Annotated in this window: 23 protein-coding genes; 15 read left to right on the top strand and 8 right to left on the bottom strand. The window is 40.8% G+C overall.

Features of this window, described 5'->3' with window-relative positions:
• Positions 1 to 100: 100 nt before the first annotated feature.
• The gene (locus N6B01_RS04565; RefSeq protein WP_182419131.1) at positions 101 to 439 is read right to left on the bottom strand and encodes a P-II family nitrogen regulator; all 339 of its coding nucleotides are present in this window, start codon (positions 437 to 439) and stop codon (positions 101 to 103) included.
• A gap of 233 nt (positions 440 to 672) precedes the next feature.
• Here N6B01_RS04565 and N6B01_RS04560 point away from each other — a divergent pair, with 233 nt between their 5' ends.
• The 3 genes from N6B01_RS04560 to rpsR all read left to right on the top strand — a co-directional run bounded on the left by N6B01_RS04560 (position 673) and on the right by rpsR (position 3,167).
• On the top strand, positions 673 to 2,202 hold the full coding sequence (locus N6B01_RS04560; protein ID WP_262080122.1) for an NAD(P)H-hydrate dehydratase: 1,530 nt from the start codon (positions 673 to 675) through the stop codon (positions 2,200 to 2,202).
• 318 nt (positions 2,203 to 2,520) lie between these two features.
• A complete protein-coding gene (rpsF, locus tag N6B01_RS04555) occupies positions 2,521 to 2,919 on the top strand; it encodes a 30S ribosomal protein S6 (protein WP_182419129.1) in 399 nt (132 codons plus the stop codon).
• Positions 2,919 to 3,167: a 30S ribosomal protein S18 gene (gene rpsR / locus N6B01_RS04550; RefSeq protein WP_182419128.1), complete on the top strand. Its 249-nt coding sequence runs from the start codon at positions 2,919 to 2,921 to the stop codon at positions 3,165 to 3,167. The genes rpsF and rpsR overlap by 1 nt, the downstream gene beginning before the upstream one ends.
• Before the next feature lie 275 nt (positions 3,168 to 3,442).
• Here rpsR and N6B01_RS04545 read toward each other — a convergent pair whose 3' ends face one another.
• Positions 3,443 to 3,712 carry a hypothetical protein gene (locus N6B01_RS04545; RefSeq protein WP_262080120.1) on the bottom strand — a complete coding sequence of 90 codons (270 nt, stop codon included), beginning with the start codon at positions 3,710 to 3,712 and terminating at the stop codon, positions 3,443 to 3,445.
• 355 nt (positions 3,713 to 4,067) lie between these two features.
• Here N6B01_RS04545 and N6B01_RS04540 point away from each other — a divergent pair, with 355 nt between their 5' ends.
• From N6B01_RS04540 to N6B01_RS04530, 3 genes are all read left to right on the top strand, one after another.
• Positions 4,068 to 4,391, top strand: coding sequence for a hypothetical protein (locus N6B01_RS04540; RefSeq protein ID WP_182419126.1), 324 nt, complete (start codon positions 4,068 to 4,070; stop codon positions 4,389 to 4,391).
• Positions 4,392 to 4,421: 30 nt separating this feature from the next.
• Entirely contained in the window at positions 4,422 to 4,994 is a 573-nt protein-coding gene (rplI, locus tag N6B01_RS04535) for a 50S ribosomal protein L9 (protein ID WP_182419125.1), read from the top strand.
• A gap of 363 nt (positions 4,995 to 5,357) precedes the next feature.
• Positions 5,358 to 6,590, top strand: a complete 1,233-nt coding sequence (locus N6B01_RS04530; protein WP_262080119.1) for a cyclopropane fatty acid synthase — start codon at positions 5,358 to 5,360, stop codon at positions 6,588 to 6,590.
• Here N6B01_RS04530 and N6B01_RS04525 read toward each other — a convergent pair.
• From N6B01_RS04525 to N6B01_RS04505, 5 genes are all read right to left on the bottom strand, one after another.
• Positions 6,579 to 7,322: an SDR family NAD(P)-dependent oxidoreductase gene (locus tag N6B01_RS04525; protein ID WP_262080118.1), complete on the bottom strand. Its 744-nt coding sequence runs from the start codon at positions 7,320 to 7,322 to the stop codon at positions 6,579 to 6,581. The genes N6B01_RS04530 and N6B01_RS04525 overlap by 12 nt on opposite strands.
• Before the next feature lie 27 nt (positions 7,323 to 7,349).
• Positions 7,350 to 8,897, bottom strand: coding sequence for an amidophosphoribosyltransferase (purF, locus tag N6B01_RS04520; RefSeq protein ID WP_182419122.1), 1,548 nt, complete (start codon positions 8,895 to 8,897; stop codon positions 7,350 to 7,352).
• Between the two features lie 82 nt (positions 8,898 to 8,979).
• A complete protein-coding gene (locus N6B01_RS04515) occupies positions 8,980 to 9,558 on the bottom strand; it encodes a CvpA family protein (protein WP_182419121.1) in 579 nt (192 codons plus the stop codon).
• A gap of 357 nt (positions 9,559 to 9,915) precedes the next feature.
• The gene (gene radA / locus N6B01_RS04510; protein WP_262080117.1) at positions 9,916 to 11,316 is read right to left on the bottom strand and encodes a DNA repair protein RadA; all 1,401 of its coding nucleotides are present in this window, start codon (positions 11,314 to 11,316) and stop codon (positions 9,916 to 9,918) included.
• 190 nt (positions 11,317 to 11,506) lie between these two features.
• Positions 11,507 to 13,003 (bottom strand): replicative DNA helicase, encoded by a 1,497-nt coding sequence (locus tag N6B01_RS04505; RefSeq protein ID WP_182419119.1) that lies wholly within the window; start codon positions 13,001 to 13,003, stop codon positions 11,507 to 11,509.
• A gap of 456 nt (positions 13,004 to 13,459) precedes the next feature.
• Between N6B01_RS04505 and N6B01_RS04500 the strand changes: the two genes are divergently transcribed.
• A complete protein-coding gene (locus N6B01_RS04500) occupies positions 13,460 to 15,661 on the top strand; it encodes a TonB-dependent siderophore receptor (protein WP_262080116.1) in 2,202 nt (733 codons plus the stop codon).
• Between the two features lie 117 nt (positions 15,662 to 15,778).
• A complete protein-coding gene (locus N6B01_RS04495) occupies positions 15,779 to 17,488 on the top strand; it encodes an ABC transporter ATP-binding protein/permease (RefSeq protein ID WP_262080115.1) in 1,710 nt (569 codons plus the stop codon).
• Positions 17,489 to 17,574: 86 nt separating this feature from the next.
• On the opposite strand, the gene N6B01_RS04490 is transcribed toward N6B01_RS04495, so the two are convergent.
• Positions 17,575 to 17,895: a heme-degrading protein HmuQ gene (locus N6B01_RS04490; protein ID WP_182419116.1), complete on the bottom strand. Its 321-nt coding sequence runs from the start codon at positions 17,893 to 17,895 to the stop codon at positions 17,575 to 17,577.
• A 191-nt stretch (positions 17,896 to 18,086) separates the two neighbouring features.
• On the opposite strand from N6B01_RS04490, the gene N6B01_RS04485 reads away from it, so the two are divergent.
• The 7 genes from N6B01_RS04485 (at position 18,087) to N6B01_RS04455 (ending at position 25,894) form a co-directional block, all read left to right on the top strand.
• Positions 18,087 to 20,294 (top strand): TonB-dependent hemoglobin/transferrin/lactoferrin family receptor, encoded by a 2,208-nt coding sequence (locus N6B01_RS04485; RefSeq protein WP_262080114.1) that lies wholly within the window; start codon positions 18,087 to 18,089, stop codon positions 20,292 to 20,294.
• A 212-nt stretch (positions 20,295 to 20,506) separates the two neighbouring features.
• Entirely contained in the window at positions 20,507 to 20,704 is a 198-nt protein-coding gene (gene hemP / locus N6B01_RS04480) for a hemin uptake protein HemP (protein WP_246708140.1), read from the top strand.
• A gap of 9 nt (positions 20,705 to 20,713) precedes the next feature.
• The gene (locus N6B01_RS04475; protein ID WP_262080113.1) at positions 20,714 to 21,775 is read left to right on the top strand and encodes a hemin-degrading factor; all 1,062 of its coding nucleotides are present in this window, start codon (positions 20,714 to 20,716) and stop codon (positions 21,773 to 21,775) included.
• 150 nt (positions 21,776 to 21,925) lie between these two features.
• Positions 21,926 to 22,837, top strand: a complete 912-nt coding sequence (locus tag N6B01_RS04470; protein ID WP_182419113.1) for a heme/hemin ABC transporter substrate-binding protein — start codon at positions 21,926 to 21,928, stop codon at positions 22,835 to 22,837.
• A gap of 8 nt (positions 22,838 to 22,845) precedes the next feature.
• Positions 22,846 to 23,952 (top strand): FecCD family ABC transporter permease, encoded by a 1,107-nt coding sequence (locus N6B01_RS04465; protein ID WP_410007232.1) that lies wholly within the window; start codon positions 22,846 to 22,848, stop codon positions 23,950 to 23,952.
• Positions 23,952 to 24,740 (top strand): heme ABC transporter ATP-binding protein, encoded by a 789-nt coding sequence (locus tag N6B01_RS04460; RefSeq protein ID WP_262080575.1) that lies wholly within the window; start codon positions 23,952 to 23,954, stop codon positions 24,738 to 24,740. The genes N6B01_RS04465 and N6B01_RS04460 overlap by 1 nt, the downstream gene beginning before the upstream one ends.
• Before the next feature lie 170 nt (positions 24,741 to 24,910).
• Positions 24,911 to 25,894: a TerC family protein gene (locus tag N6B01_RS04455; protein WP_262080112.1), complete on the top strand. Its 984-nt coding sequence runs from the start codon at positions 24,911 to 24,913 to the stop codon at positions 25,892 to 25,894.
• Positions 25,895 to 25,937 lie beyond the last annotated feature (43 nt).

The following is a 25,937-nucleotide window of genomic DNA, read 5'->3' as shown; positions in this document are numbered from 1 at the left end:
ACTTCCCTTATAAAAACGACAAATCCCGATTTGGAAATCTGCTAACCTCGAACTATCCTAACAAAATATTTTCTGCTCGGGTAGCTTTAGAAAATAAAATTTAAATAGCATCAACGCCTGATTCACCAGTGCGGATGCGGATCACCTCTTCGATGGACGAGACAAAAATCTTACCATCACCGATACGGCCTGTTTGGGCCGCCTTGCGGATTGCTTCAATTGCTGGCTCAACAGTTTCATCAGCAACAATAACTTCAACTTTCACCTTTGGCAAAAAATCGACAACATATTCAGCACCGCGATAAAGCTCTGTATGCCCTTTTTGACGGCCAAAACCCTTAGCTTCAATGACAGTTATTCCCTGCAAGCCAACTTCCTGTAGGGCTTCCTTGACCTCATCAAGCTTAAATGGCTTAATAATTGCTTCAATCTTTTTCATATTTGAAAGGCCTCCATTTAAAAATCCACCCTAGGGTCTCTGATATTCTATTCATGCATGAACCATGCCAATTGCAAATTCAACATAAAAAATTTATATTTTTGTTGAAATCGCGTTAAAATAGCACTTTATAACACTATAAGCTAAATTCAAACCTTGAAAATGAGTCTATACTGTAAAGCAGCACATCGCTTAAATTTTAGGCACAACCTACAAAAAAGAGGCACTAGCATATGAAGGACCACAACATAACGGATAGTTTTTTGTTGAATCCGCAAGAAATGGCGCAGGCAGATAGCTTGACCATTAAGAATGGTGGCCTATCTGGCTACCAATTAATGCTTAATGCTGGCCTTGCAGTTGCAGATACATTATTAAAACAGTTTCCTGATACCAAAAAAGTGGCAATCCTTTGTGGACCAGGCAATAATGGCGGAGATGGCTATGTTGCTGCTGCAGTGATAAAGCGACGCGGATTGGAAGCGATTTGTTTTACCGATACGGAGCCGCGCCCACAAAGCGATGCTCAAACGGCTGCCAGTAATTTTCAAGGATCAATCAAGCCAATAGCTGAATTTAATCCTGATGAATTCGATGTTATTGTAGACGGCCTTTATGGCGCGGGACTTGACCGCCCCATCAGCGGCAATGACGCGGATCTTATTAACCTTGCCAATAATAGCGGCAAGCCAATTGTTGCGGTGGATTTGCCATCGGGGATTTCTGGACTTAGGGGCGACATACTGGGGGTTGCAATCAAAGCACAGTTGACCGTGACTTTTTTTCGCATGAAGCCGGGCCACCTGCTCTATCCAGGTAAATCTTTGGCAGGCAAGGTAATTTGCGCCGATATAGGCATAAATTACAAAGTATTAGATGAGATAAAACCCAAAACCATGGTTAATATTCCATTCATTTGGAAAGACAAGCTCCCCATTCCCGATCATAATAGTCATAAATATAGCCGCGGTCACTGTGCCGTTTTTTCTGGCCCCTCAACCAGTACTGGCGCAGGACGCCTAGCCGCCCATGCTAGCGCAAGAGCGGGCGCAGGTGCTGTTACCTTACTTTCGCAATCAAGCGCACTTTTAGTAAATGCTGTACAGCTCACATCGGTGATGCTGCATATTTATGATAGAATTGAAGATATCATTGAATTTATGCATGACCGCAAGGTAAAAGCGGCGGTGCTTGGACCGGGCTTCGGCGATCGAATGCGTGCAAGAGATATTGCACTTGAGCTTATTATAACCCAAAGCCTTGATGCGCTTGTACTTGATGCTGACGGTATTACAGCCTTTACCGAAATATCACAGCGATTATTTAGCTCTATTGAGCGCTCGACAACAAAAGTCATATTAACTCCCCATGAGGGCGAATTTAAAAAGCTCTTCCCCGAAATTGCGCGCAATAAATTCTTGTCACGCCTAGAAAAAGCACAAATGGCTGCAGAGCAATCAAAAGCGGTAATTCTTTACAAAGGTGCCGATAGCGTGATTGCTGCGCCTGATGGCCGCGCGGCCATTAACACCAACGCACCAGCCTATCTTGCAACCGCAGGATCGGGCGATGTCCTTGCTGGCCTATGCGGCGGCTTTGTTGCTCAAGGTATGCCAGCTTTTGAAGCTGCCTGTGCCGCCACATATCTTCATAGTGAGGCAGCATCCATTTTTGGACCAGGCCTCATAGCAGAAGATCTCATTGACACATTGCCTCAAGCCTTACGCTGGTTACTGCAACCTGAAATGGCGATTACCATTTAAGTGTTAGCCTAGCCAATAGGTTAAAATAAGTTTTATGCACTTTGCAAACCGTTTAAATTGGATAAATATGCTTTATACTCTTGCTTTTTGACTAAAAAACATTTAAGCACAGCCTCGTCTACCCGAGGCTATTGGCTGGGGGCTGAACGGAGGGCTAATAGGTTTTACCTTTAGCTTTAAAAAATATTTTTAAATCCTCCCGTGTCTCCGCTCTCGAACGTCTCACCGTGCGTCCTTTCTTCATCTTTCAAAAGAATAGAGAAGTCGCAGAGGCTTTGCGCCAGTATATCGGGTATTAATCGAAGAAAGGCAAAGCAAATGGCTCTTTATGAACATGTGTTCCTTGCCCGACAGGATGTTGCTCCACAGCAAGTAGATCAGCTTGTAGAAACCTACAAAGGCGTGATTGAAGCAAATGGTGGCAAAGTCGGGCGTATCGAAAATTGGGGTATCCGTCCCCTAACCTATCGCATTCGCAAGAATCGCCGTGCATATTTTGCATGCATCAACATTGATGCTCCTGCAGCAGCTATTGCTGAAATGGAACGTCAAATGCGTATCAATGAAGACATTTTGCGCTTCATGACTATTCGCGTTGAAGCACACGAAGAAGGGCAATCAGCAATGTTGTCTCGCCGTGATCGCGATGATGAGCGTCCACGTCGTGGCCGTCGTCCACGCGACAATGATGAAAACTTTGGTGAAGGAGAAGAATAATGGTTGATATTAATCAGATCCCTAGCCGTCGTCCTTTCCATCGTCGTCGTAAGACATGCCCTTTCTTAGGTGCCAATGCTCCAAAGATTGACTATAAGGACATTAAGCTTTTGCAGCGTTATATTTCAGAACGCGGTAAAATCGTTCCTTCACGCATCACTGCTGTAAGTCAGAAGAAGCAACGTGAACTTGCTCGCGCTATTAAGCGTGCTCGTTTCCTTGGCCTTCTTCCTTACGTTGTAAAGTAAGTAGATTTTTTGAAAGGCAGGAGCTACTTCTGCCTTTCAAATTTAACAATAAACACTTGATTTTTAACTATGATAGCTTTTTTAAGTTTTTTATAAACTATAAAAGTGAAAATAGTTGGTTGGGGCAATGCCTCTAACTGCCATAATCTTGCAAAATATAAATAATGCAAGATTTTATAAAAAGCAGGACAGCAAGAAATGCAACGCAATATATCTTTTCATAAATTTATAATTTTAGGTGCCATCATTGCAGGTGGGTCTAATGTGTTGTCATTTTATTTAGCTAATCTGTCTTTTCTCCCATTTATTTTTAAGGTTTTAGCAGCAACATCCATTTCCAGTGTTTCGCTTGCACTTGGAATACGAGGCGCCTTTTTAAGCGCTGTGCTTGCCGTAGTTTTTTCATGCATTATCCAACCTATTGAAGCCGCGTTATATTTTAGTATTGTAACTATTTTTCCTGCATTCTTAATCGGCACTATTTTAAATATTGTGACCGTTGATAAAGAAACGACTGAGGCAAGATGGCTGCCACTTTCATCCATTTTATTTAATCTTTGCATCATCAGTGTAATAACAGTAATTTTATTCGCTATTTATGTAAACTCTACCACTTCAATACCGCTGCTTTCACCAGAATCATTTGCTTCAACTAAAAAACTAATGGATGAAAATATTAAATCACTATTTTCCCAAATTTTTGTAGATGAAGTAACACGAAATCAGATGCTAGAATTTTACAACCTAAACTTCAATAAGTTGGCGATTTTTACTGTCGCATCAGAAACAATTACTAGCGTATTTATTACAATATTGCTTTGTATCTATATTTCTACAAATCTTGTAACAGCACAGCATTTAAGTCCAAGGCCTTTATCATTTTGGCCAAGGGACTTAACTATGCCAGCAATGGCAATACCGCTTTGGTTTATTGCCATTATTTCAGCAAGTCTTGTTGGCTCAAATTATACTGCCTTTATGTGCGCAATCTCGATTTGTTTTGCATTTACGTTAGGTTTTGTTGCTAGCGGCATTGCCTTTATTCACCAAATTACATTAGGAAAATTATGGCGGTTTGCCGTTCTTGTGCCGACCTATTTTCTTTTATTTAGTGGTGTTTTTACGGCACTCATTTTTATTATTCTCGTTTTTCTTGGTCTTGCGTCATCAGTTACGCAAGCCAGAGATAATTTATACCAACAACCCAAAAATCCATCAAATTAAAACTTCAATTCCAACCTTAAGGATATTATTATGAAAGTAATTCTTCTAGAACGCATCGCCCGCCTTGGTCAAATGGGTGATATTGTTACCGTTAAAGACGGTTTTGCCCGTAACTTCCTTTTGCCAAAAGGCAAAGCACTTCGCGCTAATGATGCTAACCAATCATATTTTGATAGCAAGCGTGCACAACTTGAAGCTCATAACCTTGAGCGTAAAAGCGAAGCTGATCAAATTGCAGCTAAGCTTGAAGGCAAAAGCTTCATCGCTATTCGTCAAGCTAGTGAAACAGGCCAACTTTATGGTTCAGTATCAACCCGTGATATCGCTGAAGCAATCACAGCTGATGGCTTCACTATTGTTCGTACACAGGTTGAGCTTGCACACCCAATCAAGACCATCGGCCTTCATACTGTAACCTTAGCCTTGCATCCTGAAGTTACTACAACTGTAACAGTTAATGTTGCTCGTTCAGCTGATGAAGCAGAGCGTCAAGCTAAGGGTGAAGATCTTTCTGCAATTGATCGCGATGAATACAAACTTCCACCAGTTGAAGAAGATGAAGACGATGCTGACTTCACTGACGAAGATGAAGATCAAGCTTAATAAGCTTTTATAAATAGTTACATTTATTACTTCTAATAAATGTAATGCACGCTTATAGCTTATAATATAGCGTGATAAACAAAAAATGATCACACCCGGCTGTAAAGCTGGGTGTTTTTTATTTTAATTCTTAAAAATTTCACTAAATATATAATAATAGAAAGGCATAAAGCTGTTTGATGATTAAGATAGCCGCGTAGTAGGTTTTATTATGTTTTCAACTCATGTTGCAGTTTAATAAATCTACCTACCAAAATATGACTACCCAATAGGTTCCCATGGGCATCTATGAACTGATAGTATTTATGCGACGATATTCCATGCCATAACTATTCTTAGCAGTGCTTTAGGTAGGTGAAAATAATGTTTGGACTTTTAACAACTGTTCTTAAACACCTTATTAAAAAAGGGAATTTTCTTGTAACCGACGCAAGCGGTAAGGTTTTTCACTTTGGTGATCAGCATGGCCCCCTTATTCATGTGCGCATAAATCACACAAAATGGGAAAAAGAAATTGCCTTTGACCCAGCATTAAAATTTGGTGAAGCTTATATGAATAGCGGCTTTGATTTTCTAGAAGGCGATATTTATGGGCTATTAGAACTTATATTTAGCAACGCAGGAGCAAGCGCAGAAAACGAACCTTGGATGCGGATTTTAAATGCTGTGCGCACCAGTACTAAACGCTTAATGCAAATGAATAATCTGAAGCGCTCTAGCGGCAATATACGCCAGCATTATGACTTATCAGGCCAGCTTTATGATTTATTCTTAGATTCAGATAAGCAATATTCCTGCGCCTATTTTGAAACTCCAGATTCTACTCTTGAGGAAGCCCAACTTGCCAAAAAGCGCCATCTTGCAGCTAAACTATCAATTAAAGAAGGTGAAGGCCTTTTGGATATAGGTTGCGGTTGGGGCGGTCTTAGCCTTTATATGGCACGTTTTTTAAAGGCAGATGTAACAGGTGTTACACTTTCCCATGAACAACATTTAGTTGCGACCCAACGCGCCAAAGATCAAGGGCTTGAACAACAATGCCGGTTTCTTCTAAAAGACTATCGCTTAATTAAAGAACAATTTGATAAAATAGTATCAGTTGGCATGTTTGAGCATGTTGGCATTGGCCATTATAAAGAATATTTTTCTCATGTGAAACGCATGCTAAAGCCTGATGGTGTTTTTGTTCTTCATTCTATTGGTCGCAACGGTATTCCGGGAACAACAAATCCATTTATTCGTAAATATGTTTTTCCTGGCGGTTACATCCCTGCCCTTTCTGAAGTCATTCCCATTATTGAAAAGAGCGGACTGGTTATTACCGATATTGAAATATTGCGCTTGCATTATGCTGATACTTTAAAAGCATGGCGCGAGCGATTTTTAAGCGAGCGTGATAAAGCCAAAGCTTTATATGATGAACGCTTTTGCCGCATGTGGGAATTCTATCTTGCAGCATCAGAATCGGCTTTTCGTTGGCAAAACATGATGGTTTTCCATATTCAGCTTGCCCATAGGCAAGATGCTGTACCAATTACCCGTGATTATATTGCAAAAGAGGAAAACCGCCTGCGTAATATTGATTTAATCGGGTAGATGATAATCAACAAACCGATTACGCCGCACATCAAATAGCCGGCCGTGATCATTTAAATCTGGTGCAACAAGCGGTATCATTGAGCTTGCAACCTCAGCGGCGGTCGGCAATGTTAACGGATCCTCCCCCGGCATTGCTTTAGCACGCATATCGGTTCGGGTTGCGCCAGGATTAACAAGGTTTATACGTAAATTTGTTTGACGCATTTCATCGGCCCAAGCACGGCCAAGTACTTCAAGCGCCGCCTTACTAGCACCATAGGCTCCCCAAAAAGCACGAACCCGATGTGCAGCACCTGAAGACATTAAAATTGCTCTACCAGCCCTAGATTCTCTTAACAAAGGCTCTGTGGACCGGATAAGCCGCCATTGACTGGTGACATTGATGGCCATTATCTTATCAAATTCGCTCGCTTCAATATGGGCAACCGGTGAAATCGGTCCTAAGATGCCAGCATTTGCCAGTAATATATCAAGATAACCCCATCGTTCAAAAATTGATGCACCTAGCCGATCAATACCATCCATATCGCTAAGATCAAGCGGTACAAGTGTTGTTGTACCGCCGAATGCCTGAACCTCGTCGTCAAGCTCTTCCAAACCGCCAACGGTTCTTGCTACGGCAATAATATGACATTGCCGTTTAGCAAGCTCGAGGCAAAAAGCTTTGCCAATACCGCGTGATGCACCGGTTACCAATGCTACCTTGCCACCAAGTGAAAAATCTTGCACACTATTCTCCCTTTTTGGCAAATAAAATTATCGGCTGGTTCGCAACACAGATAATTTATGGACATTGTCACTGCTATGCTCATCGGCCAAATAGGTTGGATAATCACCGGTAAAATAATGATCGGTAAATTGTGGATTGGCGTTATTGCGTGGCTCGCCGCCTACCGCACGATAAAGGCCATCAATTGACAAAAACTCTAACGAGTCAACACCAATATAATCACTCATGGATTTTAAATCAGGATATTGATTAGCAAGAAGCTTGGATGCTTCTGGGGTATCTATACCATAAAAATCGGGATAAAAAATCATTGGGCTAGCAACACGAATATGCACTTCACGCGCGCCCGCATCGCGCAGCATTTGTACAATTTTAATCGAGGTTGTACCGCGCACAATAGAATCGTCAACTAAAATAACCCGCTTGCCTTCAATAACAGCGCGATTGGCTGAATGTTTCAATTTAACGCCAAAAGCGCGGATCTGCTGAGTAGGCTCAATAAAGGTACGACCAACATAATGGTTACGAATAATGCCAAGCTCAAACGGTATGCCACTTGCTTGTGCATAGCCAATAGCCGCAGGAGTTCCGCCATCAGGTACAGGGACTACAACATCGCCATCGCAAGGCGCTTCTTTGGCAAGATTAACTCCCATATTTTTGCGCGTAGAATAAACATTGCGTCCACCAACAACAGAATCAGGGCGAGCAAAATAGACATACTCAAATAGGCATAAGCGCTCTGGCTTTGGATTTTCTGGCGCAATCACCGTTGTTGAAATAGTGCCATCCTTTTGCACCTCGCAAATAATGACTTCACCATTTTTGACATCACGAATGAATTTAGCCCCAATAATATCAAGAGCGCAGGTTTCCGAACAGAAAATCGGCTTGCCATCAAGCTCACCCATAACGAGGGGGCGAATACCCAAAGGGTCACGTGCTGCAATAAGTTTAGTACGCGTTAATGCTAGAATAGCATAACCACCCTCAACCTGCCGAATAGCATCAACGAAACGGTCGGATGAAGACGCTTGTTGTGAACGCGCAATCAAATGCAAAACAACTTCGGTATCGGATGTTGATTGGCAAATTGCACCTGATGCAATCAGCTTACGGCGCAGTGTAAGACCATTGGTAAAATTGCCATTATGCGCAATGGCAATGCCGCCTACTTCCAATTCAGCAAATAGCGGCTGAACATTGCGCAATACAGTTTCGCCGGTTGTGGAATAACGCACATGGCCAATAGCCATATTACCGGGCAAGCGTGCTAACATTGCTGGATCAGTATAATGATCACCAACAAGCCCCATCTGCTTTTCAGAATAAAAAGCCGCGCCATCATATGAAACAATGCCTGCCGCTTCTTGGCCACGATGTTGCAAAGCATGTAACCCTAAAGCTGTCAGGGTTGCTGCATCTTCATGCCCTAAAATACCAAAAACACCACATTCTTCATGAAGGGTATCTCCGTCAACCTCCAATTGAAATTGGTCTAAATCAACTTTATTTGGGGAAGTATTATTTCGAGATGTGGTGTATTGAGAAAAGTCATTGAAAGAGGTTTTCATTCGCCAATGTGCCTTCGCAGCTATTTCCAAAACAGATATATAGCATGCTAAGCATCATTCTTAAATATGCGATGTAAAAAAATTACTCAACTGGTTGACCTGCTTCGCCATTATTCAACAAATCATTTGGTTCTTGTTGTTGTGATGGCTTAATGCGATCAGCCATACCCCATATTTTAGTCGAGGCCTCTTCCAATGTATCACGCAATTTATTGGCAACAGAATCAATAGCTGGTTTGGTTTTAGCATCCCTGATCCAATCAACCTGATCGGCAGGTTTCACTAAACTGTTTAAAAAGATCATTGCAACAGCCAAGATAAGAACGCCGCGAGCGAGCCCAAAAATAAAACCTAGCGTACGATCAAGTGCGCCTATCCGGCTATCAACAATCACATCGGCAATTTTCATGGTAAATATTGAAATGATGAAAAGGAACACTAAAAACAGCACAACAATAGTTACCGCAATTGCTACCGTTTTATTTGAGAAATATGGAGACGCAAATTCAAGTGCATATTCATAAAGAAAGAATGTTGCGGCAGCCGCCAACACCCATGATAGTAAGGACAAAATTTCGCGTGAGAACCCACGTATGGTGGCAAGAAATGCCGACAACAAAACAACGACAACAACAATAATGTCAAGCAAAGTAACGGGCATTAATTTTTCCTAATTTTAAATTTAACTTATTTATAACCACACCTATAACATTTTCAGTCATAGGATTGCTATTGTTTAACTACTTTCCTGAAACCTTATCGGCTTTCAAAAATTACCAAAAACAAAAAATAATATTACAATTTATAATCGCTTTTAGTTATCCTTTAGGATAAGCAGTCCGTCAATCATTCCAACGAGAAGGAACAATTTCTTTAAATGGAATAAGATTCATCAATGGCATAGGCAAATTAAAAAAATCTTTAACTTTGCTGTAAAAAGCAAATATGCCACATTTTTTGAATAATAAATTATATTGAACGCCTTTATGTCTATGTTAGATATGCCATAACAAACAGGTTATTGATTATCACGGCCTGCCTTATTTTTTGCCAAAGCGATGCGCGCAACAAGGTCAGGAAGATTATCAAGTTCACGTATAGCAAAATCATTTTGGCTCATTTTTTCCTTACCTGCTTTTGGCAAAGTTGCACGCTTAAAACCGAGCTTTTCAGCTTCCTTCAAGCGCTGCAAGGCATGTGCAACAGGGCGAATTGCGCCAGAAAGACTAATTTCGCCAAAATAAACGCAATCAGCCGGCAATGCGACACCCGCAATTGACGAAACAAGAGCGGCCGCAACAGCTAAATCTGCAGCAGGCTCGCTGATACGATAGCCACCTGCAACATTTAAATAGACATCATGACTACCAAAACGTACCCCGCAATGCGCTTCAAGAACGGCTAAAATCATAGCTAAGCGGCTACTATCCCAACCAACAACAGCGCGGCGCGGTGTACCTAGCGAAGATGGCGCAACAAGAGCTTGAATTTCGACAAGCACTGGTCGCGTTCCCTCCATACCAGCAAACACAACTGCACCTGGTGCTTTTTCGTTACGCTCGCCTAAGAATAATTCAGATGGGTTAGCAACTTCCCGCAAGCCCTTATCTGACATCTCAAACACGCCAATTTCATCCGTTGCGCCAAAACGATTTTTAACCGTGCGCAAAATACGATAATGATGGCCGCCCTCACCCTCGAAATAAAGTACGCCATCAACCATATGTTCTACTACACGCGGACCGGCAATCTGACCATCTTTGGTGACATGTCCAACCAAAACAACCGCAGCCCCCGTTTGTTTTGCGTAACGGATCATGCTTTGAGCACCTATGCGCACTTGCGTCACCGTACCAGGGGACGAATCTGCGCCATCAGACCAAAGTGTCTGTATAGAATCTATGATAACCAAATCAGGCCTACGCGCCGTGCTAAGGGTTGCCAGAATATCTTCAACATTGGTTTCAGCCGCCAATTGCACGGCAGAATCGGCAACACCTAGCCGCTGCGCACGCAACCTTATTTGAGCAATCGCTTCTTCACCCGACACATAAACAATATTATGGCCTTGGCGTGATAAAGCAGCGGCAGCTTGAGTTAAAAGTGTTGATTTGCCAATACCTGGATCACCGCCCACCAAAAGAGCAGAACCACGCACAAAACCGCCACCGGTAACGCGATCAAGCTCAGCAATGCCCGAGCAAATACGCGGCGCATCTTCAATTTCACCAGAAAGATCAGTTAGCTGTACAGCGCGCCCCTTACGTGTGCTTGCCTTTGCGGGGCCAGAACCGATACCACCATTGGTCCCCTCTTCAACCAATGTATTCCACTCACCGCAAGCATCACACTTACCCGACCAGCGCGAATAGACTGTACCGCAATTTTGACAAATGAACTGAACCTTTGAACGCGCCATAAATCTTTACTAAAATCCTTTTTTATATAGCCTAAGAAAGAGCAAAATCATGAATAGATTTTACCGACAGCCTGATAATTAGCACTATATAGGAACTTTCATCTCATATTTTCAAGACAAATCAGAAAGGGAAAGTCTTACCAACTTTCCCTCATTTAGTTCACGCGATTACCGCATATATACTACCACTTTATTCAAAACGTTCTGGCAAACGATCTTCTTCTGCAAGGTCAGAAAAGCGGGTAAATTCTGATTGGAAAGCAAGCTTCACCGTACCTGTTGGACCGTGACGCTGTTTTGCAACAATAACTTCAGCCTTACCAAAGGCTTCTTCCATGTCGGTTTGCCATTTCATATGCTCTTCCGTACCAAGTTTTGGCTCACGGTTTTTAATATAATATTCTTCACGGAAAACGAACAATACAACGTCCGCATCCTGCTCAATCGAACCAGATTCACGAAGATCCGAAAGCTGGGGGCGCTTATCTTCACGCGATTCCACCTGACGAGAAAGCTGAGAAAGTGCGATAATCGGCACATTCAACTCTTTGCCCAACGACTTCAAACCGGTGGTGATTTCGGTAATTTCCTGCACGCGATTTTCTGATGAGCGCTTGGATGAACCAGACATCAGCTGCACATAGTCTACCACCAAAACATCAAGGCCGCGCTGGCGCTTTAAGCGGCGTGAGCGTGCGGCAAGCTGGGCAATCGAAATACCACCGGTCTGATCGATATAAAGTGGTACTTGCTGCATGGTCTTGGTCGCGCGCAGCAATCTTGTATATTCTTCTTCTGAAATATCACCACGTCTAATTTTTGATGACGAAATTTCTGCCTGTTCAGCAATAATACGGGTAGCGAGCTGTTCTGACGACATTTCCAGCGAGAAAAAGCCAACCACACCACCTTCATTGGTGCCATTATTTTCCTTGGCCTTTTCCGCATTATAGGCAGCAGCAACATTAAAGGCTATATTCGTTGCAAGCGAAGTTTTACCCATACCCGGACGACCAGCCAAAATGATAAGATCGGAGCGTTGCAAGCCACCCATACGTTCATCAAGCGTATGGATTTGTGTTGGAATACCTGATAATTTTGATGTACGTTTATGAGCAGCTGCAGCAAGCTCAACGGCTTTGGTTAATGCTTCACCAAAATTTTCAAAACCGCCACCATAGCGGCCTGTTTCAGCCAATTGGAAAAGGCGCTGCTCAGCTTCTTCAATTTGTTTACCTGGCGCATGGTCAACTGGTGCATCATAAGCATTATTTACCACATCCTCGCCAACACTGATCAAGGCACGGCGAATATATAGATCATAGATAGAACGACCATAATCGGTAGCATTAATAACAGTTACTGCTTCAGTTACCAAGCGTATAACATAGTTAAATACCGTCATATCGCCAAGTTTTTCATCCGCTGGAATAAAAGGCTTTACTGTTACTGGATTTGCAGTTTTACCCATACCAACAAGACTGGAGATAACTTCAAAAAGCTTGGCGTGCAACGGCTCGTAAAAATGTATAGGTTTTAAAAAATCCGATACGCGATCGAAAGCATCATTATTAATCAACAATGCGCCAAGCAATGCTTGCTCAGCTTCAAGATTATGGGGAGCTTGACGATAACTATCACCTTGGCCCTTGGCTTTATTGATTGAATGGATTGTCGCTTCTGCCATAATGAATCACCTGAATTTGTCTAAGCTCATCAAATACGCCGATCATCAAGCGCAAGCAATAATATTAACCAAAAAACAAGATTAAATAAATTCTTCCACACTTGATCCACACCCTAAAAAAAGGAACGAACATATAGCAGTTTGACGGTGTATTTAATCTCTATCTAATTTAAATTGGTGGCAATAAAACAATTTTACTTTAAATCCCTTCAACACAATAAACATCTAATATAATATTGTAATATTAATTATTCTAATTAAAAATAAAAAATAAATAAAAACATGTATAATTAAAATTATTTTATACATCGCTAGTAAAAATAAAAAAAATATATTATGGCGCAGACATTAATCCCCAACGAATGAACCTTTGTTATCAAATTCACGTTTTTGAATTTGTTTAAAGTCATTTTAACCAAATGGCTTTCTTAAAATTTCGCTGTTAAGGAAACGTCAATGCGTAAAAATTGGAAACTTGCTATATTATTTTTAGCGCTTCAACCATGCAGCATCAATTATATTTATGCGCAGAGCAATAGCAATGAGACCGATGATGAAACCTTAGATACCGTCATCGTTAATCGAGCAAATTTCCGCAGTTTAACGGAAGGGACAGGCAGCTATATTATTGATGATATGAGTTCGGCCACAGGCTTAACGCTTACTGCGCGTGAAACACCGCAAAGCGTATCAATTATTACCAATCAAAAACTAAAAGACCAAGCATCAAGCAATATTGCCGATGCCTTAAAAAATACCACCGGCATCAATGTGTTACGCGAATCTGGCATGTATCGCTTCCAATCTCGAGGTTTTTACATCGATCAAATTCAAGAGGATGGTGTCAACTCCTACGCGCCAGGCGCCCGAATAAATGCCTATAGAGATGCAGGTGATTATAGCGATCTTGCAATCTATGATCACGTTGAAGTTTTACGTGGCCCAACCGGTCTTATGCAAGGAACGGGAGAGCCTGGCGGTACGATAAATCTGGTTCGCAAACGTGCAAAAGATGAGTTTTCAGCAACCAATACATTTTCTGTTGGTACTTGGAGCAAAATCCAAGAAACTATAGATATAACCGGCCCACTCAATGCTGACAAGAGCTTGCGTGGCCGCTTTGTTAGCAATTTTGATAAGGCTAATTCCTTTAAAGATAGTGTCGACAGCAAAAATGGTATGATTTTTGGTGTTATTGAGGGCGACATTGACGATAAAACCACTTGGCAATTAGGCGGTCTTTTCCAAAAACGCAATGAAGTACCCGATTTTTACGGTGTCCCCATGACACGCGATGGTAAAGATGCTGGACTATCACGTTCGACCTATCTTGGTGCTAAATGGAACAGTTTAGAAAAACAAAAAGCCAATGGATTTTTTGAAATTGATCATGAATTTTCCAGTAATTGGAAGTTGAATGCATCAGTTAATTACAACCAATTTAAGTCACATAATGCATTTGCAGCTCTTATCGCTAGAAATGGTTTAGGAATTGACCGTCTCGCCAGCGTTAATAATGCTGTTCGCTATGATAATGACGGGCAACAATTTAGCGCGCAGGTTAAACTCAATGGTGATTTCGAGTTTTTAAATCGCAAACAGGAAATTTTTAGTGGTATTGATTATTCCTACAATGATTATGATTCACATATGCGCGTAGTACGTAATCAAACATCTTATAATATTGACAATTTTTCAGGTAACGAAATTATTGAGCCCAATTGGTCTAATAACAGCATCCTTTATACCGATGTTGAAATTAATACTAAATTTAAGGAAACGTCGGGGCGCCTTGGTGGTCGCTTCAACTTTATTGACGGCTTATATGCAATTATCGGTACAAGGGCAACCAACTATCAATATGATAGCACCTCAAAATACTACCGCTATCGAGGTAACCCAGATGATGATATTACACGCGACCATTATGAAAAAACAAAATTCATTCCCTATTATGGGCTAAACTATAATCTTAATGATAATGCGACACTTTACGCTAGCTACACAGAAATATTTCGGCCGCAATCAGCGCTTGATAAGAATGATAATTTTCTGCCTCCAGTCACTGGCACCAACAAAGAAATTGGCATAAAAAGCACTTTCTTTGACGGACGCGTTGATGCTTCCTTTGCATTATTTGAAATTATTCAAGCAAACCGCGCAATCTATAATAATATTGAAAGATATTATTATGCTGATGGAAAAGTGCAAAGCCGCGGCTTTGACATAGAACTTAGTGGCGAGATTACGAAAGGTTGGAATGTATTTACAGGCTATACCTATAATCGCAGTAAATATCTTGAATCAGAATCGACTTCAAATATAGCGGGAGACAATTACAGTCCTGCAACACCTCAACATATGTTTCGCCTAAACACCACTTATGTCTTACCCGTTGATAATGACAAATGGAAAATCGGCGGCGGTGTTCGTGCGCAAAGCAAGACTAAAAGCGTCTATAATATTGAACAAAAAGCCTATGCAGTTTGGGATTTGAGCCTACAATATAATTTCAAAGAGAATATTTATTTGCAAATCAATGCCAATAATATTTTTGATAAGCGTTATTATGAAAATAATCGCGTACGTGACAAAACCTTCAACAATTATTTTGCTGATCCAAGAAGTATCTTGGTCACTTTTAATACAACATTTTAATTCTTGCCCACCAAAAGCTTATATTGGCTGAGATATTTCAACCAATATAAATTAGCTTACCATAAAGAATATTAAAGCAATAAAACTTAAATTAACAAATTTTTAAATAAGGCCGAGATGAAATATTCCTATTATTTCAAACTATTTTTGGCACCTTTCAGCCTTAAACCATTTAATTGGCAAATTTGGGCTTCGCTTATCCTAACCATAAGCTGCCAATTCCTGTTTGTATATATGAGTGTTTTTATCAATGAATGGCAAAAGCTGTTCTACGATGCGCTTCAGCAATTTGATGGTGAAGCGGCATTACACTTAATTTTTATTTATATATTTTATTTATCAATTGTTGTTTTAAGCATTGTTGTTGGCAGTGCATTCGGCAAAATTTTAGTGTTTTTATGGCGACGAGAACTGAACAATTACTTTAGTGACAAATGGCTAGATGACCATCGCCATTATATGCTGCGCTTCAACCAATATCCTGATAATCCAGATCAACGTATAGCCGAAGACATAAGATTATTCACGGCTGAAAGCGTTTTTTTATTCAAATCGCTATTAACCCATGCAACGCGATTGCTAACCTTTATTGTCATTTTGTGGAATCTTTCACCGCTCGTTGATATCACCTTAAATGATGCACAATATACATTGCATGGCTATGTATTCTGGATAGCCCTGGCCTATGGCGTTATATCAACATTAATTATCCATTGGATCGGCAAAATATTACTTTCTCTCAATATAGATCGCCAACACAGGGAAGCTGATTATAGGGCCAAACTGGTACGACTGACGGAAAAAAGTGAAGAAGTTGCATTTTATAATGGTGAAGCATCCGAAAATAAACAGCAAAAGCAACTATTTGACGCCATTGGCGATAATTGGTTTAAAATCATCAAAGCTGAGATAAAATTAGAATCTATTACTGCATTCCAATTTCGCTTAACTAACTTTATTCCAATTATTGCGGTGTTACCATTTTTTTTAAATAAAACCATAACCTTTGGCGACGTGATGCAAATACAAAGTGCCTTTGCCATTGTTGCTGATGGCTTTGGCTGGATAGCCACTTATTATAAGCGTTTGATTGAATGGTCATCATTCATCAAACGCTTGGCCGAATTTGATACAGCGTTAAATATTTGCCCTATAGCCACAAAAAACACTCAAAGCGACAATGATCGATCCAAGCAACAAGGTAACCAGAAAAGCGCATTTCTTTCCTTCAAAAATGTTCAACTTTTTTATCCAGATAAGACACCATTGGGCTATTTTCCTGATATTAAACTTGAAAAAAGCGATTGGCTTTTGGTTGATGGTAAAAGCGGTGCAGGAAAAACAACATTTTTACGCTATTTAGCTGGACTCTGGCCGTTTTGCCAGGGAGATCGTACGCTTCACGGACGCATGCTCTTTTTACCACAAACGCCTTATTTGTTTAAAGGCTCGCTACGCACTGTCATTAGCTACCCAGCAAAGAATAACTACGATGATGAAATAATAAAGGATACACTGAAATTGCTAAGCCTAAGCTTAGGCGACAAAATAGACCATAATGACAATTGGCAACAAATATTATCAGGTGGAGAGCAGCAGCGCCTCTCTATAGCCCGCGCTATACTTTACCAACCAGATATTCTTTTTCTTGATGAAGCAACCAATCAACTTGATCACAATAACGCATTTCAATCCATGTCTTTATTGAAAAAGCATTGTCCCGATACAATAGTTGTCTGCATCACGCATCAAGATGAAATCAAAACATTATTCAACCAAAAACTTATCAAAAACAATAAAAAATGGACGCTTCAAATAAGTAACTAGAGCTCACTTAACTGTATTTTTTTAAAATGGCTGCTTTGTACTATTTTTTAAAACAAACAAAGGCAAAGCAGCCGATTATTCAGAGATCAAGCCTTTTCAGACAAAATAACTTCAAAACCTTCAAAATGTGGAGGGCCTGCAAAAACATGGCGGCGTTCACCAGCACCCTTATGGGCATCGCGGAATTGCTCTGACTTTGTCCAACTGATAAAATCTTCACGATCTTTCCAAATAGCATGTGAAGAATAGAGGCTGGTATTTTCATCCTTATCAGTGTCGCATTTAAGTAAATGAAACTCTACAAAGCCCGGTAATTCTTTTAAACGGCTTTCACGCTCTCTCCAGATAGTTTCAAACTCGGCTTCATTACCTTTATTGACTTTGAAACGGTTCATTGCGATATACATAACTTATTATCCTTAAATATATAACGGATCATCACCCCTGTTATTAAACCAGTCCAAATGATAAAAATCAACTTTTTTCTTGACTGTTAGTATCATGTTTAATAGTGACTATTCATGATATGAAGCGTAGCCAGCCAATCTAATGTGGCAAGCCAAAGCTTTTCAAAAGAATTGAGAAGGATGGTATCTTAATGTATTGGTTACAATTAAAGCGTTTAAAACATTACGCAGCATTTGGCGTTATTGCCATTTGCGCAGCAAGCCCTGCATCAGCACAAACAACGAATCAGACTACAAATGCAACTTCTGATTCTCAAACGCTAGATACTGTCGTGGTTGAAGGTAAAAAAGAAAGACTTGACCGTAAAGCTACAGTATTAACAGATAGTATTTCAGGCGAGACAATTGCCAAAAAACAGGTTGATGATATTAATGATATCTCACGGCTTGATCCTGCTATTTCTTATAGCCGGGGCTCCGATAGTTTTACCATCCGCGGACTTGATCAAAACCGTGTTTTAACGACAATTGATGGCGTACCTATTACTTGGTTCCCTGATCCATCAAGCCGAAATCTAACAGGGGGCATTTCCTCATTTAACATCTCTTCGCTTTCAAGTCTTGATATTGTGCGCGGTTCAGATTCTAGCCTTTATGGTTCAGGTGCACTTGGCGGTGTTGTTATGCTCCGTACTCTTGACCCAGAAGACCTTTTGACCGGTGACAAGAACTGGGCCTCCCTTACTAAAGGAAGCTACGATTCATCTAATCGCAGCTGGCATATTGATGAAGCGTTTGCTGTGCGCGCAAATAATACTTATTTCTTATTGCAAGGCGGTTATGTTGGCGGCAAACAGCGCGAAAATAATGGTTCTGTTAGTGGTTATGGCGTTGAGCGCTCAATCGCTAATCCAGCAGACTTTGATAATAATAATTTGCTTTTCAAAGTTTATCAGCATGTCGGTAAAGAGCATCGCTTTGGCTTCACGGCTGAACGATTTTATTTTGACGGCACCACACATGGCTTAAATCAAGCCGTACGCACTTATACGCCAGGTACATTCTATGAAGATCAAACGAAAAAACGTGAACGTTTTTCTGCATCTTATGATTACATGGGTAATGGTGATGGTTGGCTAGATGAAGCACATGCTAATATTTACTGGCAGCGCCAACGCTTAGAAACTAGCCAATATGGTAATCGTATTCCTGTACCAACAGGCTTTTACTTACGCGACGCGCAGACGGAAGAACGTGTATATGGCTTCAATGTCAATGGTTTTAAAACATTGCAATTGGGGGCAACAACCCATACCGTCCGTGTTGCAATTGACACCTCATTTTCAAAATATCAGCAATATGCTGGTGGTGAAGATAGCTGCCCACCCCCACCCTACACACGCCCTTTCATGACCTGCCAATTCATGCACGTTAATCAAGCAGATTCACCTACAACAGAAAGTAAAAATTTTGGTTTTGCTTTTGAAGATGAAATTGCATTTTATGATGGTCGCGTAAGAATTACACCAGGTGGCCGGTTTGACTGGTATGAACGCGATCCAAAACACAGTGCACGCTATGAACAAAATTCTGGCTTCACTGGCTATCCAGATTCGCAAAGCGATTCACGCTTTTCACCTAAGTTACGTGGTGAATGGGATGTTGCCAATAAGGTCACACTTTACGCACAATGGGCTCAGGCATTTCGCGCTCCAACTGCCTCTGAACTCTATTTCAACTACACTAACCCAGGGTTCTATTACACCCGCGGCAATCCAGATTTAAAACCAGAAACAAGCAATGGTTTTGATATTGGTGTTCAACTTGGCGACAAAGATTTAGGTGGCTCAATTAGTGTGTTTAGCAACCGTTACAAGAATTTCATCGACCAAGTTAGCTTAGCCGGTAATAGAGAATTCCCACTTGGTCGCTTTGAAAATATTAACCGTGCACGCGTTACTATTTCTGGCGTTGAAGCAAAAGGTCATTGGCAAATTGGTAATGGTTGGCATACAAATTTTGCCCTTGCCTATGCTGAAGGACGCGACACCGATAAGGATGAATATCTAAACTCAGTTCCACCTTTAAAGGGCATGGTTGGTTTAGGCTATGCACAAGAAATTTGGGGTGCAGATGTTAATTTAACAGCCGCTGGCAAACGTAATAAAGTAGCTAAAAATTCAGATTATGCACGCGCCCCTGGTTATGCTGTTGTTGATTTAACTGGTTGGTGGGAACCAATGGGTGAAAAAGGTCCACGCTTACAAGCAGGTGTTTATAATCTTTTTGATAAAACCTATTGGAATGCTTTGAACCTACGTTCTTCAACATCCTATCCTAAAGAGTTTTTTAGCGAACCAGGCCGTAGTTTCAAACTATCATTCATTCAAAAATTTTAAATCAATATAAAGAGGTAGGTCTATCCTACCTCTTTATACAACTTTGTTAATTTGGCGTGTTAAGTAATTGATAGTTATAAAAAATTTGTTTATTGCGTCTTCTAGACTATTACAATTTATCTTGTCTAACTAAGTTTAACGAAGCAACAAATACCAACCCTTAATGCGCTTTTCCCTTTTATAGCGCGGCTCTTAAAAAACGGAGAAATAAAATGGGAATGATCATGGGAGATGCGGTAAAAAATAAGTTAGCAGATGATGCAGATCTGTCTACTGCGACATTGCTTACACCGCCAATCATAGATAGCGCTCAACTTTTTAAAAATAGTCGTGAAGTTATTATCATTCACGAAAATACCACCTATCGCTTAAAGAAAACGCGCTTTGGCAAGCTAATATTAAACAAATAGGAATTTTCCATGTTGAACGCAAAAGCACAAGACATCATCACCAAACATAAAGCCGCAGTCGCTGAAAGTGGCGTGAAACTGCGCGAACGCGATTTTGTGAAGTCTATCGGCATCACTGAAGCTGAACTCATTTGCGCCTATGCCTGTAATAGTGAAGCCCGCCAATTAAAGGTAGATATTGCGGATCTTTTAGAAAAGGCTAAAACTTTTGGTAAAGTCTTATGCATCGTACGCAATGATTCAGCCGTACATGAAATGCGCGGACATTTTGAAAAAACCTTTTATGGTGAGGGGGCATCGCTCACATTAGGCGAAATTGACTTGCGCATTTTCAATAAAAACTGGGCTTTTGCGTTTGAAAAGCAAGTCGAGATCATGGGCAAAAAATACAATAGCATCCAATATTTTGACAAATTTGGTACTGCTGTATTTAAGATTTATGAACATGAAGGCACCGACCATGATGCATGGAAAGCTTTTGCTGACCAGAATTCACTTGGCACACCAACCGACATGATCAGCGTTGAGCCTTTTACGAAAGAAGCGGCAAAGCGTGAAGGCGATGTTGATATTGAAGAATTCCGTCGCCGCTGGAGTGAAATGAAAGATGTGCATCAATTGCATAATATTTTAAAAGATATGCAAGTTGAGCGCCATGAAGCAAACCATATTGTTGGCGATCGTTTTGCTTACGAATTGGATAAAAGTGCGATCAAAACCATGCTTGATAAATCTCATGAACAAGATTTACCAATTATGTGCTTTGTTGGTAATCGTGGTTGCATTCAAATCTTCACCGGTAAAATTGGCCCAGTCAAACCTTATGGTGAATGGACCAATATTATGGATGAGCAATTCCACCTCCATTTATTGGAACCTAATGTTGAAAAAATTTGGGCTGTAAAAAAGCCAACCAAAGACGGCGAAATCACCTCTATGGAAGTGTTTGATAAGGATAATAATCTTATCATTCAATTCTTTGGCAAACGTCAAGAAGGCGAAAAAGAACTAAGCGCATGGAGCGACCTGATGGCATCCCTACCACGCTTAGAGCAAAGCGCAGTTGCCTAAACATACATAATACGGTTTAGAGGAAAATTACCTATAAATTTTCCTCTAAGTAAAATCAGTTTGTATAGCGAATATTATTGCCCTTCATCATGCTGCTGAACCAAATTTAACTATCAAAAATATCATCAACATTAATCACAGGATAACACGATGTTTTATAAAACTATCAAAAAGCCATTTTCTCTTTGGCAAAAGATACTTATCCAAACAACTCTTATTCTGTGCTTATTTTCGGTTAGCCATACCGCACAAAGCGCGGAAACCGAAGTTTTACCTAAAGACTCCAAAATTATTGTCATTGGCGGCGCATTAACTGAGATTGTTTATGCACTTGACGCACAAGATAGGATCATTGGCCGCGATATGACCAGCATCTATCCCGAAGCTGCCAAAGCTTTACCAGATATTGGCTATATGCGCGCCCTTTCAGCTGAAAGCATTTTATCACTTGCACCAAAGGGTATTTTGCTAGTTGAAGGTAGCGGCCCAAAGCCTACAATTGATATTTTAGAAAAAGCGTCGGTGCCAATGGTTGTTGTGCCAGAAAGCTTTAGCCGAGATGGTGTTATCACCAAAGTGCGCAGTGTTGGTAAAGCCCTAATGCTTGAAGACAAAGCCGATGAGCTTATTACCAAACTTAATGAAGATTTTAATAAAACCGATGAGTTGACGAATAAGGTTACAGAAAAGAAAAAAATTCTCTTTGTACTTTCCGTACAAAATGGTCGCGTTATGGCGGCTGGTAGCAATACGGCAGCTGATGGCATCATTAAGCTTGCAGGTGCAGAAAACGCAATCACTGGATTTGATGGCTATAAACTCTTAAACGATGAAGCATTGCTAGCTGCAAAACCTGATATGATCTTGTCGATGTCACCATTTCCAGGCCGCCCTGTTACCACCCAACTTACCGATTTGCCGGCCGTTCTTGCAACCCCTGCAGCTAAAAATAATATGATTAAAGACATGGATGGGCTTTATTTGCTTGGCTTTGGCCCACGTACGGCCGCAGCAGCACGTGATGTTGCAGAATTGCTTTATGGCCAAAATCAATCGAAATAGGAAAAATAATGTCTTTGTCGAGCCACACTGCGCCTGTGCCAAAGAGCGAAACTCTTGCGGCAATGCGAAAAGGTGACAGAAGTCTTCGTGGTCAATTAGTATTAATTGCCCTTGTTCCAATTTTCATTGCTAGCGTGCTTTGCGGCCTTTTATTAGGGCAAACAGATGTTTCATTGCTAAGGTTGATTAGCCATTATTTTAGTGCCGAAAATTTTGAACAAGTGCAAGCAACACAAGATTATCTGGTACTGATCGATATTCGCTTACCAAGGGTTATTCTTGGCGTATTTGTTGGTAGTGCCCTTGCTGTTTGCGGCGTTTTAATGCAAGGCTTGTTTCGCAACCCGTTGGCAGACCCTGGCATTGTTGGCGTATCAGCAGGTGCTGGCTTTGGTGCGGTGATATTCATCGTATTAGGTCACATTATTCCAATAAGTATCAGCCCAATCATAGGCTCGTTTGGCATTGTTTTTAGTGCTTTTCTATGTAGTTTGGTTATAACCTTATTACTTTATTCAATCGCCACGCACAATGGAAAGACATCTATTGCAACCATGCTTTTGGCAGGCATTGCCATTGCTGCGCTTATTGGTGCAATTATTGGCGTATTGGTCTTTAAAGCAAGTGATCAACAATTGCGTGACATTACCTTTTGGAGCCTAGGCTCTCTGGTAGGTACAACCATGCAAAAAGTAATCATTGCAGCACCATTTATTGTTCTTGGCCTATGCGTAGCGCCATTTTTAGCAAATGGCTTAAATGCCTTGGCACTTGGTGAGGCAGTGGCAGGCCATTTAGGGTTTCCGGTACAAAGACTTAAAAACATTTCAATTGTTTTGGTGGCCTTAATGTGTGGTGCGGCAGTCGCGGTAAGTGGTGGCATTGGTTTTGTTGGTATTGTTATACCTCATATATTGCGGCTAATTATCGGCCCCAACCATCGCTATCTTATTCCATGCTCCGCACTTCTTGGCGCTTGCCTTGTTATCTTTGCCGATTATATTGCCCGCATAGTGGTTTATCCGGCCGAATTGCCCATTGGCATAATAACAGCGCTTCTTGGTGCTCCCTTCTTTCTTTGGATTTTGCTGCGCCAACGCGGGATGATGTTATGATGATAAAAGTTGAAAACCTTAGCGTCAATCGCGGCAAAAAAACCATCATTGAAGACTTAGCTATTAATATTAAAGCGGGTGAATTAACTGTTATTATCGGTCCAAATGGTTCTGGCAAAACAACTTTACTCAGCGCACTTTGCGGCGAGTTACAATATAGCGGTGATATTTACATCAATGGGCGAAATACACGTCATATAAAAGCATGGCAACTTGCTTGCCAACGCGCTGTTTTGCCTCAAGCCAGTACCATGTCTTTTCCGTTTTTAGTGCGTGAAGTGGTGGCAATTGGCCTATCAGCAGGCAATGGCCGCTTATTAGCTAGTGATGATGAATTAATTTATGCCGCTTTAAGTAAAGTGGACTTAGTTGATTACCATGCAAAATTTTACCAAGAGCTTTCAGGTGGTGAACAAGCACGCGTTCAGCTTGCCCGTGTTTTATGCCAAATTTGGCAGCCAGAATATGAAGGCAAGCCTTGCTGGCTAATGCTTGATGAGCCAGTTGCCGCCCTTGATATAGAACATCAATTAACGGTTATGAATATCGCCAAAGATTTTGTGAAACAAGGCGGTGGGGTCATTGCTATTTTGCATGACTTGAACCTTGCAGCCCGCTATGCTGATCATCTTATTTTAATGCAAAAAGGTAAGATTGCTGCCAAAGGCATACCGCAAGAGGTTATCACCGCGGCAAATCTACAAAATATTTATAATTGCTATCTACCAGTCAATGCCCTGCCCCCAGCCCATGTGCCATTCATTTTACCTCAAGCTGATATGGTTTAATTTTTTTGAGCCTCGCCCTTGAATTAAGTAAAAGGCAGCTCTATCTTGTTTGCATGGGCCGGGCCCCTCTGGTAGTTTAATTTGAAAAACTGCGATGTCGGACCACTTCGAGTTATCTTGAGGTCCGCCCGCTATTGTCTGTGGATCTCTTCCAATTAATTGAGGTCTTTATGGACATGTTTTTTATGCCTTTTCTAGGCACCCCAATTTGGCTGTGGCTATTTTTCCTTGTAATTGTTTTATTTCTTCTCGTGCTAGACCTTGGTCTTTTTAACCGTGGTGACCATGAAATTGAAATCGGTAAAAGTTTAAAATTATCCGCCTTTTATATTAGTCTTGGCGTTGCTTTTTCTGGCATTGTTTATTGGCAAATGGGCGCTACCGAAACAGCGCAATATTTAACCGCCTTTGTCGTTGAAAAAACCCTGTCGCTTGACAATATTTTTGTCATTGCGCTTATTTTCTCCATGCTGGCTATTCCTCGCCAATATCAACACCGCGTTTTATTCTGGGGTGTTTTAGGCGTTATCATATTGCGCGGTTTAATGATCGGCTTTGGCTCCGCTATCGTAGCCAATTATCATTTCGTTCTTTATCTTTTTGCAGCATTTCTTATCTTTACGGGTATCAAGATGCTTTTTGCCAAAGATGAAGCAGAGCCTGATATGAGCCGTAATCCTGTATTGCGCTTTGCGCGCAAATATTTGCGCGTTACGGATGATCTTCATGGCAATAAGTTTTTTGTTAAACAGCCACAGAACGGCAAATTATTGCGTTTTGCAACACCGCTTTTCCTTGCACTCATAATGGTAGAATTTACCGATATTATTTTTGCAGTAGATTCAGTACCAGCAGTATTTACCATTACAACTGACCCATTTATTGTTTATACGTCAAATATTTTTGCGATATTAGGTCTTCGTGCGTTGTTTTTTGCGTTGGCCGCTGTGTTACACCGCTTTGCCTATTTGAAATATGCACTTTCAGTATTGCTTATTTTCATTGGCAGTAAAATGTTTATTGCGGACCTCATGAATTGGGATAAATTCCCCGCGATTTGGTCGTTAATTATTACTTTTGGTATTTTAACAATTGGTGTTGTTGTATCACTGTTGAAAACAAAAAATAATAACCACCATTCAACACATGATTAATACGTAATCCGTCTTTATTAAAATAATCAGCCTAAAATTATTC

It is taken from the genome of Bartonella sp. HY406, assembly GCF_025449315.1.
Taxonomy (GTDB): domain Bacteria; phylum Pseudomonadota; class Alphaproteobacteria; order Rhizobiales; family Rhizobiaceae; genus HY038.
The sequence above is the reverse complement of the archived record's forward strand: the minus strand, read 5'-3'. Positions and strand labels throughout refer to the sequence as shown.

Bases quoted from the DNA above. Each gene is read 5' to 3' on its own strand.
- hemP (WP_246708140.1), top strand. From the start codon at position 20,507: ATGGGAATGATCATGGGAGATGCGGTAAAAAATAAGTTAGCAGATGAT.
- N6B01_RS04475 (WP_262080113.1), top strand. From the start codon at position 20,714: ATGTTGAACGCAAAAGCACAAGACATCATCACCAAACATAAAGCCGCA.
- N6B01_RS04485 (WP_262080114.1), top strand. From the start codon at position 18,087: ATGTATTGGTTACAATTAAAGCGTTTAAAACATTACGCAGCATTTGGC.
- N6B01_RS04565 (WP_182419131.1), bottom strand. From the start codon at position 439: ATGAAAAAGATTGAAGCAATTATTAAGCCATTTAAGCTTGATGAGGTC.
- purF (WP_182419122.1), bottom strand. From the start codon at position 8,897: ATGAAAACCTCTTTCAATGACTTTTCTCAATACACCACATCTCGAAAT.
- rpsR (WP_182419128.1), top strand. From the start codon at position 2,919: ATGGTTGATATTAATCAGATCCCTAGCCGTCGTCCTTTCCATCGTCGT.
- N6B01_RS04470 (WP_182419113.1), top strand. From the start codon at position 21,926: ATGTTTTATAAAACTATCAAAAAGCCATTTTCTCTTTGGCAAAAGATA.
- N6B01_RS04540 (WP_182419126.1), top strand. From the start codon at position 4,068: ATGCCAGCAATGGCAATACCGCTTTGGTTTATTGCCATTATTTCAGCA.
- N6B01_RS04495 (WP_262080115.1), top strand. From the start codon at position 15,779: ATGAAATATTCCTATTATTTCAAACTATTTTTGGCACCTTTCAGCCTT.
- N6B01_RS04460 (WP_262080575.1), top strand. From the start codon at position 23,952: ATGATAAAAGTTGAAAACCTTAGCGTCAATCGCGGCAAAAAAACCATC.
- N6B01_RS04530 (WP_262080119.1), top strand. From the start codon at position 5,358: ATGTTTGGACTTTTAACAACTGTTCTTAAACACCTTATTAAAAAAGGG.
- N6B01_RS04505 (WP_182419119.1), bottom strand. From the start codon at position 13,003: ATGGCAGAAGCGACAATCCATTCAATCAATAAAGCCAAGGGCCAAGGT.
- N6B01_RS04455 (WP_262080112.1), top strand. From the start codon at position 24,911: ATGGACATGTTTTTTATGCCTTTTCTAGGCACCCCAATTTGGCTGTGG.
- N6B01_RS04515 (WP_182419121.1), bottom strand. From the start codon at position 9,558: ATGCCCGTTACTTTGCTTGACATTATTGTTGTTGTCGTTGTTTTGTTG.
- rplI (WP_182419125.1), top strand. From the start codon at position 4,422: ATGAAAGTAATTCTTCTAGAACGCATCGCCCGCCTTGGTCAAATGGGT.
- rpsF (WP_182419129.1), top strand. From the start codon at position 2,521: ATGGCTCTTTATGAACATGTGTTCCTTGCCCGACAGGATGTTGCTCCA.
- N6B01_RS04545 (WP_262080120.1), bottom strand. From the start codon at position 3,712: ATGGATGAAAGTGGCAGCCATCTTGCCTCAGTCGTTTCTTTATCAACG.
- N6B01_RS04490 (WP_182419116.1), bottom strand. From the start codon at position 17,895: ATGTATATCGCAATGAACCGTTTCAAAGTCAATAAAGGTAATGAAGCC.
- N6B01_RS04500 (WP_262080116.1), top strand. From the start codon at position 13,460: ATGCGTAAAAATTGGAAACTTGCTATATTATTTTTAGCGCTTCAACCA.
- N6B01_RS04465 (WP_410007232.1), top strand. From the start codon at position 22,846: ATGTCTTTGTCGAGCCACACTGCGCCTGTGCCAAAGAGCGAAACTCTT.
- radA (WP_262080117.1), bottom strand. From the start codon at position 11,316: ATGGCGCGTTCAAAGGTTCAGTTCATTTGTCAAAATTGCGGTACAGTC.
- N6B01_RS04560 (WP_262080122.1), top strand. From the start codon at position 673: ATGAAGGACCACAACATAACGGATAGTTTTTTGTTGAATCCGCAAGAA.